Below are 11,425 nucleotides of genomic sequence, written 5' to 3' on the forward strand. Positions count from 1 at the left end.
AATATACCCTCCATCGCATACTATAAATAACTTAATTACTTTCAATATAGTTTTTTCTTAATTGACCACAAGCTGCATTAATATCTGAACCCATTTCTCTTCTTATTGTAGTTTCAATTCCACATCTTGTCAAAATATCTTTGAATGTATCTATATCTTTCATATTTGATTTTTTATAGTCATTTTCTTTTATTTCATTTATAGGTATTAAATTCACATGGCATAAAAGTCCCTTTAATAAACTACACAATTCTTTAGCATGCTCTTTTTTATCATTAACTCCTTTTACAAGAGCATATTCAAATGTTATTCTTCTGTTAGTCTTAGCAGAATAATACCTACAAGCATCTATTACTTCATTTAAAGAGTATTTATTTGCTATTGGCATCATGGTTTTTCTTATGTCATCACTTGGAGCATGCAAAGATATTGCTAAAGTTATTTGTAGTTCCATATCTGCAAGTTCTTTTATTTTAGGAACTATTCCACAAGTTGATAATGTAATATGCCTTTGGCCTATATTTAGACTTTCCTCAGAGTTTATAAGTTTAATAAACTTTATTACATTATCATAATTATCTAGAGGTTCCCCACTTCCCATTAATACCACATTAGATATTCTTTCATCGATCTCTGACTGTGCTTTTAATATCTGTCCTGCTATTTCTCCATGAGTCAAATTTCTTACTATTCCTCCTATAGTAGACGCACAAAACTTACATCCCATTCTACACCCTACTTGAGTGGATACACATATAGTGTTTCCATGTTTATACTTCATAATAACAGATTCAATAATATTTCCATCCCTATATTTAAAAAGAAATTTTTGAGTTCCATCAATATTAGATATATACTTATCTACCGTTTGTGGAACTCCTATATAAAAATTGTTTTTTAATCTATTCTTCATGTCTTTTGATATATTAGTCATATTATCAAAATCAAATATTCCCTTTTTATATATCCATTCAAATATCTGTTTTGCTCTAAACTTTCCCTCATTGTTTTCTTCCATCCATAACTTTAAATCTTGTAAACTAAAATCTAAAATATTTTTCATGTTATTTGCACCTACCGAATTCTTTTAAGTTTAGTAATAAAAAATCCATCCATATATTTGTTAGGTAAGATAGTTACAGATCCGTTATCATTATATATAATGTTTTCTCTCTCTCCATAATATAATTTTTCTAATGAGTATTGAGGAAACTCTTTTAGAAACCAATTTATATTATTCTCGTTTTCTTTTTTGTTTATTGTACAAGTTGAGTATACCAAAGTTCCTCCAACCTTTACATACTTTGATGCATTCTTCATTATTTTCCTTTGCACTCTTATTATATCTTTAACTCCATTTATCTGTTTAGTATATTTTATCTCAGGCTTTTTTCTTATTATGCCTAGTCCTGAACAAGGTACATCGATTAAAACTGCATCAGCCATATTCTCTAGATCTTTATTAAATATAGATGCATCCATTTGATAACAGGTTATATTATTTATTCCTAGTCTTTTTGCATTGGCTTTTACTAGTGAAAGTTTATTTTCATGAATATCAAAAGCTCTTACAATTCCATTATCATTCATTAGCTCAGAAATATGAGTAGTTTTTCCTCCTGGTGCACTGCACAAATCTAGAACCACAAATCCTTCTTTAACTCCTAAAGATGGGGCTACTAGCATAGCACTTTCATCTTGAACAGTTATTTTTCCATCTTTGAATAAAGGATTCTCTTCTATACTTTTTCCTTTATTTATTATAATAGCTTCTGGGGATACATAGCCTTCATCCACATTATAACCATACTTTTCAAGACTCGAAAAAGCTTCATCATATGTGGTCTTTAAATTATTTACTCTTACAGTAACTGCTGATTTTTCATTTAATCCTTTTAAAATCTTTTCAGTTGTTGTAATTCCATACTGATTAATAAACATATTCACTAACCATTTATCAAAAGAGTAGTTAAAGCATAATGCCTCAACTACATTTTCCTTATTATAATAACACTTATCTAAATTTCTAAGATAATTTCTTAAAACTCCATTCACAAGTTTAGATGCTCCTACAGACTTATATTTTTTGGCTATTTCAACAGCTTCATTTACCGCTGCAAAATTAGGTATTTTATCTAAAAATCTAATTTGATAAATAGCTGTTCTTAGTATATTTAATACGTAGGTATCTATGCCTTTTGTTCCTTTTTTTAGATAATGTTCTAATATAGCATCAATAGTATATTTATATTTAATAGTTCCATATACAATTTCAGTTATTAAAGATTTATCTTTATCTTCAAATTTAAATTTGTTTAAATTGTTTCTTAAAACTATGTTTGAATAAGCATTTTGGGTTAATACCTGTTCTACTATATCGACACATACTTTTCTACTTTTCTCCATAGATTTACTCCAATCCTAGTTATTCATCTCTACTTAAAGCTATAAGTCTTACTAACTGCAATATAGCTGTAAGAGCGGCAGCCACATATGTCATTGCGGCAGCTGATAGTACACTTTTTGCTCCTCTTACTTCATCTCCATATAATATATTCCTTTGTTTCAATATACTTAAAGCTCTATTTGACGCATTGAACTCTACTGGCAAAGTAACTAATTGAAAAATTACTACAGCTCCAAATAAGAGTATTCCTATATTAACCAAGTATCTTAATCCCATAAAAAATCCAAGTAAGAAAATTAGCCATGAAGCATTAGAACTAAAATTAACCACTGGAACTATAGAGTTTCTTATTTGAAGAGGAGCATAATGCCTTTGGTGCTGAATTGCATGACCAGTTTCATGAGCCGCTACTCCTATAGATGCTACAGAAGTACCATAGTATACATCTTTTGACAGCCTCATCGTCCTGCTTCTTGGATCATAATGATCAGTTAGTCTTCCAGAAATTTGTTCCACAGGAACATCATAAAGGCCTTCCGCGTCTAATAGCATTCTTGCAACCTGAGCACCTGTATACCCATTTATACTTCCCACTCTAGAATATTTGTTAAACGTAGAAGTGACTTTCATCTGAGCCCATGCTGATACTATCAGAGCTGGAATAAGAATAATATATGTCCAGTCATAAAAAAACATTCATATCCCTCCCTAATATAATTATATATAAAATCTAATTTAGAATAGTACCTTCTTCAATTTTATTTCCTTTTATATATTGTTCAACTTTTAATACCTTTTTACCTGGAAATTGAATTTCTTTTACTAATAATACACCTTCTCCACAAGCTACTTCTATTCCTTTATCGGAAACAGAAAGTATTGTTCCTGGAGCTTTTTCACTTTCTTTATCTAAAACGCTAGATTTATATATCTTCATAATCTGGTTTCCATAATTAGTGTACGCTATAGGCCAAGGATTTAATCCTCTTATTAGATTGTGAATTTCTCTTGAAGATAATTTCCAATCTATCCCAGCCATTTCTTTATTCAACATAGATGCATAGCAAGTTTCAGAGTCATTTTGTTTCTCAGGCTTTATCTCTCCCTTATATACTCCTTTTACGGTTTCAACTAAAAGTTCAGCTCCATCTTTCATTAAAATATCATGAAGTTCACCAGCGGTCATATCTTCAGTTATTGTAACCTCCTGTTTTAACAGCATATCACCCGTATCTAGTCCCACATCCATTAGCATAGTAGTATTTCCACTCTTTTTTTCTCCTTTTATAATGGCCCAATTAATAGGAGCAGCTCCTCTATACTTAGGAAGAAGAGAAGCATGAAGATTAATACATGCATACTTTGGTATATCTATAACTTCCTTAGGTAAAATTTGCCCATAAGCAACTACTACTATAAAGTCAGGTTTCATATTCCTTAGCTCTTCTATAATTTGCGGTTCTCTTTTCAGCCTTTCTGGTTGGTAAACCTTTATGCCATGTTTTAATGCCAATTCTTTTACAGGTGACATAGAAATTTTCTTGCCTCTTCCCTTAGGTTTGTCTGGTTGAGTAAACACAGCCTCTACTTCAAAGTTATCAATAATAGCCTGAAGTGAAGGAACAGAAAATTCTGGGGTTCCCATAAATACTATCTTCATAAGCCTATTCCTCCTCTTCTTCTTTTATTACTTTGTCTATAAACAATACACCATCTAAATGATCAACTTCATGACAAATAGCTCTTGCTAAAAGTTCTTCTCCAACTATCTCTATTTCTTCTCCATTCTCATTCAAGGCTCTTGCTGTAACTCTAAAAGGTCTTTCAACTTTACCTTGCTCTCCTGGTATACTTAAACAACCTTCAAAATCTACTTGACATCCCTCTTTTTTTATGATTTCTGGATTAATTAGTACTATTGGACCATCTCCTACATCTATTACAACTATTCTCTTTAAAATACCTACTTGAGGAGCAGCAAGACCTACTCCGTCTGCAGCATACATAGTTTCTTTCATATCCTCTATTAATGTCAAAATTCTGCTGTTTATATCATCAACCTTTCTGGATTTTTTTCTTAAAATTTCGTCTCCCTCAACTCTTATATTTCTTAATGCCATTTATACCTCTCCTTTTTTTAAATTAATGTTTTCTAATCTTTTATAATAAATTATTTGGATTAATATCTAAACTTATCCTTATATCACTATAACTATTTTGCAAGTTTGTGTAAACTATATTTTTAATATTATTAGCTAAGTCTATATCCACTTCTCCTTTTACTAATATTTGCCATCTATAATACTCTTTTATTTTAGATAATATACAAGGAGATGGTCCTAATATACTTATTTTATTATTGTTTTCCAATTTATTCTTTAATATTATACCAACTTTTTGTATATTTTTTATTAACAGATCTTCATTTTTACTGCTAATATTAATAGATAATATTTTTGAAAATGGAGGATAATTCATATTATATCTTATACCAATCTCTTCTTTAAAAAAGTTTTTATAATCATTTAAAGATGAATACTTTATGCTATAATTATCTGGATTATAAGTTTGCACTATAACGCTTCCTGCTTTCTTACCTCTCCCTGCTCTGCCTGCGACTTGAGTTATAAGTTGAAAAGTTTTTTCTCCAGCTCTAAAGTCTGGCAAGTTCAGAGACAAATCTGCTGCTATAACCCCAACCAAAGTAACATTTTTAAAGTCCAATCCCTTAGTTATCATTTGAGTTCCAACTAATATATCAGCTTCTCCATCTTTAAAGGCATTATATATATATTCATACGAATTTTTTTTTCTTGTTGTATCAAAATCCATTCTTAATACTTTTGCATCTGGAAAATTGGACTTTATTTCTTCTTCAATTTTCTCTGTTCCAATCCCAAAATGTTTTACATATCTGCTTCCACATTTTGGGCAAACTCTTTTTATTGGATACCTTCGTCCACAATAATGACAGCTCAAATAATTTCCGCTGCTGTGGTAAGTTAAAGATATATCACAATTATCACATTGAAATACATATCCGCACTTTCTACAAGATATAAATGTTGAAAATCCTCTTCTATTCAAAAATAATATTATTTGTTCTTTATTGCTTAAAGCATTATTTATGCCATTATATAAGTCTCTACTAAATATGGATTTATTATTTTTTAGCAGTTCTTCCCTCATATCAACTATTTTCATAAACGGCAACTTTGCACCATCTGCTCTTTTTTCTAAAGTCAATAATTCTATTTCCCCATTCATACATCTATAATAGGTTTCAATAGATGGAGTAGCCGAACCTAATACTAACTTACAATTTTCAATATTGCACTTAAGTTCTCCAATTTCTCTGGCATTATATTTAGGATCACTGTCAGACTTATAACTTGATTCATGCTCCTCATCTATTATTATCATCCCTAAATTATCAAAGGGTAAGAATATAGCAGATCGTGCACCTATAGCAACCTTTACCTTTTTATTTTTTATTCTAAGCCATTCATCATATCTCTCACCATCAGAAAGTCTACTGTGAAAAACTGCAATGTCATTTCCAAATCTTCCTTTAAATCTTTCTACCATCTGAGGCGTTAAAGATATTTCAGGAACTAATATGATACATTCTTTATTTTGATTAATCATATGCTGTACCATATTCATGTAAACTTCAGTTTTTCCACTTCCAGTAACTCCATGAATTAAAAATATATTCTTTTTAGAATCTAGGATGGAGTTTACCACTATCTCCTGTTCTTTATTTAATTTTTTTTCTTCATAATTAGAATAATTTCTATTATCAAATCTTTCAATTATCTCTTGACTTTTACGAAGAAATCCATGTTTTATCATTGTGTTTATAGAAGACAAAGATACAGTAAACTTATTACTAATTTCTGTTTTAGAATATATTCCATTATTTTTTTCAACTATTTTATATATTGTAATATAAGGTTCTTTACTAAACTTACCATAAAGATTCTCTCCAAGGCATATAACTTCTTTTATCTTATTTTTAATGCCCTTAGTTATCCCTGTAGGTATAATTACTTTTATACATTCTAAATATGTACATAAATATTTTTCTCTCATAATACCTATAAGTTTTATATCTTCTTTTCTTAACACAGTAAAGTCATCGCATATATCTATTATAGACTTAATACCTTTAACATCTTTACAATTTTCACATAATTCTAATACAAATCCATCAATATTCCTATTTGATCTTCCAAAGGGAACTTTTACTCTATGTCCAACCTTCAATTTATTCATTAAATTTTCAGGTATTTTATAGGTAAAAATTTTATCAACTTGAACAGATTCGTTATTTACTATAATTCCTGCATATCGATTCACAAAATTCACCCTTTATGTATTAACGTAATTTTCATAATTACAAGAAAAAAGCGCATTAGCGCTTTTTATTAATCAAATTAAATAATTCCCTTGCTACCATTCTTTTGCTCATTTTAGGAAGAGATATACTTTCTCCATCTTTACTCAATATAGTAACTCTATTATCTTCTGATGCAAAGCCAGTATCGCTGCAAGTTATATCATTAGCTATAATAAAGTCTAGATTTTTATTATGTAATTTAGCAACTGCATTATCAACTACATTATTACTCTCTGCTGCAAAACCTACTAAAATCTGATTTTTCTTCATAGAACCTAATTTTTTAAGTATATCATTATCTCTTGTTAGTTCCAATGTTAAATCATTATTGCCTTTTTTTATTTTTTCATGTGAATAGTTTTTAGGTTTATAGTCAGCTACTGCAGCAGCCTTTATAACTATATCAGCTGCTTGAAATTTCTCTTCAACAGCCTTAAGCATTTCTTCATTAGTGTTTACATTTATTACATTGATTCCAAAAGGTTTCTCAAAATTACACGGTCCAGATACTAAAGTAACATCTCCCCCCCTATCTCTTGCTTCTTCAGCAATGGCATAACCCATCTTTCCTGTAGACCTATTAGTAAGATACCTTACAGGATCAATAGGTGCAATAGTTGGTCCTGCTGTTACTAGAACCTTTTTGCCCTTTAAATCTTTAATATCATAAAGCATACTGATAACTATATCACTTATTAACTTTGTATCTGCTAGTTTTCCTGCTCCTGTATCACCACAAGCAAGTCTTCCTTCATCTGGATCAATGAACTTATATCCATATTCCCTTAATTTTTTTATATTATTTTGAACTATTGGATTCATGAACATATTAGTATTTGCAGCTGGAGCAAAAACTACAGGCGCCTTTGTAGCCATTATAGTAGTCGATAGCATATCATCTGCAATACCATTTGCAACTTTCCCTATAATGTTTGCTGTAGCAGGAACTATAAGCATTAAATCTGCTTTTTTGGCTAAAGATATATGTTGAATCTCCCAAGCTTTTGGCTCAGCAAACATATCAGTTATAACCATATTCTGACTTAAAGATTGAAATGAAAGAGGACTAACAAATTTTGTAGAGTGTTCAGTCATTATAACATTCACATCTAAATTTGCCTTTTTTAATCTGCTAATTACATCTAAAGCTTTATAAGCAGCTATTCCTCCTGTTACACCAACTACTACAGTCTTTCTATTTTCCATGTTATTTTATTCCTTTCATTACTGATTCATAAGAGACTTTTCCTTCATTCACTTCATTAATAGCTACTGTAAGAGGTTTAATTGTATCTTGTATATTTACTAAAGCCTCATCACCATCTATTATTTGCCTAGCTCTTTTAGCTGTTACAATAACTAAGGAATATCTGTTATCAACTTTATCTAATAAGTCCACAATTGATGGATTAATCATATAATTGTTCATGCATAAGTCCCTCCTTAGAAAAAATATTTTGTTGTATCCTTTCAACGCTACATTTTTCAGCTGTAATTATACTTTCTATCTTTTTAACAGCTTCATCAACTTTATCATTAATAATTGCATAATTATATTTTGATACATAATTGATTTCTTTATATGCAGCCTTGAACCTTGTCATCAATGATTCTGGAGTTTCACTTCCCCTTTTAATTATTCTATTCTTCAGCTCTTCCATAGAAGGAGGAAGAATAAAAACAAATACGCCTTCAGGATACGCCTCTTTAACCTTTAGCGCACCTTGAATATCTATCTCTAGTATAACATCTTTTCCTTCTTCAAGTTTTTCTATAACCTTTGATTTTGGAGTACCATAATAATTGCCATAGACTTCTGCATATTCTAAAAAGTCACCCTTATTAATCTTATCTATAAATTCATCTCTGTCTAAAAAGTAATAATTAACTCCATCTATTTCTCCATTCCTTGGCGCTCTTGTTGTAGCTGAAACTGATAGCCAAAGACTATTTTTGTTTAACAATTCCCTACAAATGGTTCCTTTTCCTGCCCCAGATGGTCCTGATATAACAAGTAAAAGGCCCTTCCCACATTTTTTAAACTCATTATTTTTAGTATCACTCATTGTTCATCGACCTCATCAATACTTACTTCACCTTTAGCAGATAGCCTATGTGCTACGGTTTCTGGCTGAACAGCTGACAATATAACATGATCACTATCAGTAATTATTACAGCTCTCGTTCTTCTTCCATATGTAGCATCAATTAACATTCCTCTATCCCTCGCTTCTTGTATAATTCTTTTTATAGGGGCAGATTCTGGACTTACAATAGCTACTAATCTATTAGCAGAAACAATGTTTCCAAATCCTATATTTATTAATTTAATACTCATGCTAGTCCTCCTGATTTCTATTCTATATTTTGTATTTGTTCTCTAATTTTTTCTATATAGTTTTTTATATTTATAGTTAAATTTAGAATTCCTAAATCATTAGCCTTCGAAGATATAGTATTGGTTTCTCTATTCATTTCTTGAACTATAAAATCAAGTTTTCTACCAATAGGCTCATCTTTATCTAAAGTTTGCTTTAATTGAGCAATATGGCTTTTTAACCTTACTATTTCTTCATCTATGGCTGCTTTATCTGCAAACAAAGCCACTTCCATTGCTATTCTAGTTTCATCAACTTCTGAAGTATTTAAAAGTTCTGCTATCCTGTTATTAAGTTTGTTTCTATAATCTTCAACTACTAAAGGAGATTTTTCTTCAATTTGAGATACTAATGCTCCAATAACAGTACATTTAGCAATAATATCTTCTCTTAGTTTTGTTCCTTCATTTTCTCTCATTTTTATCAATGAATCTATAGCCTCATTTAAAGGCTCTTGTAAGTTGCTCCAAATTTCTTCTAAGTTTTCTTCTTTCTTTTCAGCAGTAATTACATCTGGAAATTTTGCAATTAAGGATACAGATATATCATCTATAACTTCATATCTGTCTTTTATTTTTTTCAAGCAAGCAAAATAACTATCTCCTAGTTTTTCATTAAAATATACTTCTACATCATCATTTTCATAAATATTTTGATTGATAAAAACATCTACTTTACCTCTATTAACTTTTGATTTAATAGTTTCTCTAATCTTGTTCTCTAATGACAACAGATTTCTTGGTAGCTTAACATTCAAATCAAAATATCTATGATTTACGCTTTTTATCTCAATAGTAAAACTGCGATTTATTCCTTCTCTGGTCATTCCCCTCCCAAAGCCTGTCATACTTCTTACCATTTTTATCATCCTTCCGCAGTACATTATAAGTTTATACTAATTATACATAAATAAGGATTGAAATTTCAAGCTCAATTTCAATTCAGCATATAAAAATCATGATAACACATTTTTTATTATATTAAAATAGATTAATTGTATACTCTTAATCTATTTAATGATTTATATACAATATCTTTATCTTTTGTAAGTGCAATTCTGAAATATCCATGACCTAAGTCTCCAAAAGCATATCCTGGAGTAACAATAATTCCATATGAAGATAAAAATTCTTGACATAATTCGTCCGTGGTATAACTTCTAGGCACTTTACACCAAATATAGAATGTACCATCACCTCTATAGAAGCTTATTCCTTTTTTCGTTAAAATCTCCTCTGCTATATTCCTTCTATCATCATATATTTTTCTAATATAATTTATATAATCCCTACTGATATTTAGTGCACTTACAGCTGCATATTGAATTGCCTTAAACTGACTAGAATCCAAATTGCTTTTTACATTCAAAAGAGCCTTTAAAACTTCTCTATTTCCTACTGCATAACCAATCCTAAATCCCGTCATATTAAAAGTTTTTGAGAAAGTTCCAAATTCAATTGATTTTTTTCTCAAATCAGTTTGTAATAAACTAATAGGCTCCTTATCTTCTCTAATTATTTCATTATAAGCACTATCGTTGCATAATACAATATCATTTTGAATACAATATTCTAATACCTCACTATAAAATTTATTGTCAGCAGTAGCTCCTGTTGGGTTATTCGGATAATTTATTATCATGAGTTTACTTTTTTTTCTTACTTCATCAGGTATATTTGATAAATCCATAAGATAGTTATTCTTTTCTTTTAATGGAACTTTATAAGGCTTACATCCCCAAAGATATGAGCACATTTCATAAACTGGATATCTCGGATTTGGTATAATAACATAATCTCCTATGTCACATACTGCTGGTATTATATTGCTAATTCCTTCTTTAGATCCTATTAATACAATCACTTCATCCATATCTAAATAAACTTGAAAAACTTCTCTATAGTACTTTATAATTGCCCTTTTTAATTCATTTATACCGTCATAAGGAGGATATCTGTTAAAATCATTATATTGTAAGCTATCTACTAATCCTTTTATTATATCTTTGTGAACACCTATATCAGGATCACCTATTCCAAGATCTATTATTTCCTTACCTTCAGCTATCATTTTATTCTTAATGTCATCAATTTCCTTAAAATGATATTCTCTAATGTTGCAAAGTCTGTTATTTATTTTCATTATATTTCCCCCATAATATAATTTTTTAGTTTATATTATTCCTAGCTTTATCTCAATGTTACTTATTTTTAATATATAAAAACTGTTATCTTAAAT

General features: G+C 29.7%; 12 protein-coding genes. All 12 read right to left on the bottom strand.

Annotated features, from left to right (window positions below):
* Positions 1 to 31: 31 nt before the first annotated feature.
* The 12 genes from rlmN to ACFWTK_RS02565 all read right to left on the bottom strand — a co-directional run bounded on the left by rlmN (position 32) and on the right by ACFWTK_RS02565 (position 11,329).
* The gene (gene rlmN / locus ACFWTK_RS02510; RefSeq protein ID WP_415874562.1) at positions 32 to 1,063 is read right to left on the bottom strand and encodes a 23S rRNA (adenine(2503)-C(2))-methyltransferase RlmN; all 1,032 of its coding nucleotides are present in this window, start codon (positions 1,061 to 1,063) and stop codon (positions 32 to 34) included.
* Positions 1,064 to 1,074: 11 nt separating this feature from the next.
* Positions 1,075 to 2,406: a 16S rRNA (cytosine(967)-C(5))-methyltransferase RsmB gene (gene rsmB, locus ACFWTK_RS02515; protein ID WP_415874563.1), complete on the bottom strand. Its 1,332-nt coding sequence runs from the start codon at positions 2,404 to 2,406 to the stop codon at positions 1,075 to 1,077.
* A gap of 19 nt (positions 2,407 to 2,425) precedes the next feature.
* On the bottom strand, positions 2,426 to 3,103 hold the full coding sequence (locus ACFWTK_RS02520) for a zinc metallopeptidase (RefSeq protein WP_415874564.1): 678 nt from the start codon (positions 3,101 to 3,103) through the stop codon (positions 2,426 to 2,428).
* A gap of 34 nt (positions 3,104 to 3,137) precedes the next feature.
* Positions 3,138 to 4,067 carry a methionyl-tRNA formyltransferase gene (fmt, locus tag ACFWTK_RS02525; RefSeq protein ID WP_415874565.1) on the bottom strand — a complete coding sequence of 310 codons (930 nt, stop codon included), beginning with the start codon at positions 4,065 to 4,067 and terminating at the stop codon, positions 3,138 to 3,140.
* 4 nt (positions 4,068 to 4,071) lie between these two features.
* Positions 4,072 to 4,527 (bottom strand): peptide deformylase, encoded by a 456-nt coding sequence (gene def, locus ACFWTK_RS02530; RefSeq protein WP_415874566.1) that lies wholly within the window; start codon positions 4,525 to 4,527, stop codon positions 4,072 to 4,074.
* Positions 4,528 to 4,567: 40 nt separating this feature from the next.
* Positions 4,568 to 6,769, bottom strand: a complete 2,202-nt coding sequence (priA, locus tag ACFWTK_RS02535) for a primosomal protein N' (protein ID WP_415874567.1) — start codon at positions 6,767 to 6,769, stop codon at positions 4,568 to 4,570.
* Between the two features lie 55 nt (positions 6,770 to 6,824).
* Positions 6,825 to 8,015, bottom strand: a complete 1,191-nt coding sequence (coaBC, locus tag ACFWTK_RS02540; protein ID WP_415874568.1) for a bifunctional phosphopantothenoylcysteine decarboxylase/phosphopantothenate--cysteine ligase CoaBC — start codon at positions 8,013 to 8,015, stop codon at positions 6,825 to 6,827.
* A gap of 1 nt (position 8,016) precedes the next feature.
* Complete coding sequence (rpoZ, locus tag ACFWTK_RS02545; protein ID WP_061857507.1) at positions 8,017 to 8,238, bottom strand: DNA-directed RNA polymerase subunit omega; 222 nt, start codon at positions 8,236 to 8,238, stop codon at positions 8,017 to 8,019.
* On the bottom strand, positions 8,219 to 8,875 hold the full coding sequence (gmk, locus tag ACFWTK_RS02550; RefSeq protein WP_415874569.1) for a guanylate kinase: 657 nt from the start codon (positions 8,873 to 8,875) through the stop codon (positions 8,219 to 8,221). Before gmk ends, rpoZ begins: the two co-directional genes overlap by 20 nt.
* Entirely contained in the window at positions 8,872 to 9,147 is a 276-nt protein-coding gene (gene remA, locus ACFWTK_RS02555; protein ID WP_415874570.1) for an extracellular matrix/biofilm regulator RemA, read from the bottom strand. The genes gmk and remA overlap by 4 nt, the downstream gene beginning before the upstream one ends.
* A gap of 17 nt (positions 9,148 to 9,164) precedes the next feature.
* Positions 9,165 to 10,046 (bottom strand): YicC/YloC family endoribonuclease, encoded by an 882-nt coding sequence (locus tag ACFWTK_RS02560; RefSeq protein WP_415874571.1) that lies wholly within the window; start codon positions 10,044 to 10,046, stop codon positions 9,165 to 9,167.
* 131 nt (positions 10,047 to 10,177) lie between these two features.
* The gene (locus ACFWTK_RS02565; protein ID WP_415874572.1) at positions 10,178 to 11,329 is read right to left on the bottom strand and encodes an aminotransferase class I/II-fold pyridoxal phosphate-dependent enzyme; all 1,152 of its coding nucleotides are present in this window, start codon (positions 11,327 to 11,329) and stop codon (positions 10,178 to 10,180) included.
* Positions 11,330 to 11,425: the final 96 nt, after the last annotated feature.

This window comes from Clostridium sp., assembly GCF_047777555.1.
GTDB lineage: Bacteria > Bacillota > Clostridia > Clostridiales > Clostridiaceae > Clostridium_H.

What these genes read in the sequence shown, in the direction of transcription:
- ACFWTK_RS02520 (WP_415874564.1), bottom strand. Translation starts at nt 3,103, where the DNA reads ATGTTTTTTTATGACTGGACATATATTATTCTTATTCCAGCTCTGATA.
- def (WP_415874566.1), bottom strand. Translation starts at nt 4,527, where the DNA reads ATGGCATTAAGAAATATAAGAGTTGAGGGAGACGAAATTTTAAGAAAA.
- rsmB (WP_415874563.1), bottom strand. Translation starts at nt 2,406, where the DNA reads ATGGAGAAAAGTAGAAAAGTATGTGTCGATATAGTAGAACAGGTATTA.
- gmk (WP_415874569.1), bottom strand. Translation starts at nt 8,875, where the DNA reads ATGAGTGATACTAAAAATAATGAGTTTAAAAAATGTGGGAAGGGCCTT.
- rpoZ (WP_061857507.1), bottom strand. Translation starts at nt 8,238, where the DNA reads ATGAACAATTATATGATTAATCCATCAATTGTGGACTTATTAGATAAA.
- ACFWTK_RS02560 (WP_415874571.1), bottom strand. Translation starts at nt 10,046, where the DNA reads ATGGTAAGAAGTATGACAGGCTTTGGGAGGGGAATGACCAGAGAAGGA.
- fmt (WP_415874565.1), bottom strand. Translation starts at nt 4,067, where the DNA reads ATGAAGATAGTATTTATGGGAACCCCAGAATTTTCTGTTCCTTCACTT.
- rlmN (WP_415874562.1), bottom strand. Translation starts at nt 1,063, where the DNA reads ATGAAAAATATTTTAGATTTTAGTTTACAAGATTTAAAGTTATGGATG.
- coaBC (WP_415874568.1), bottom strand. Translation starts at nt 8,015, where the DNA reads ATGGAAAATAGAAAGACTGTAGTAGTTGGTGTAACAGGAGGAATAGCT.
- ACFWTK_RS02565 (WP_415874572.1), bottom strand. Translation starts at nt 11,329, where the DNA reads ATGAAAATAAATAACAGACTTTGCAACATTAGAGAATATCATTTTAAG.
- remA (WP_415874570.1), bottom strand. Translation starts at nt 9,147, where the DNA reads ATGAGTATTAAATTAATAAATATAGGATTTGGAAACATTGTTTCTGCT.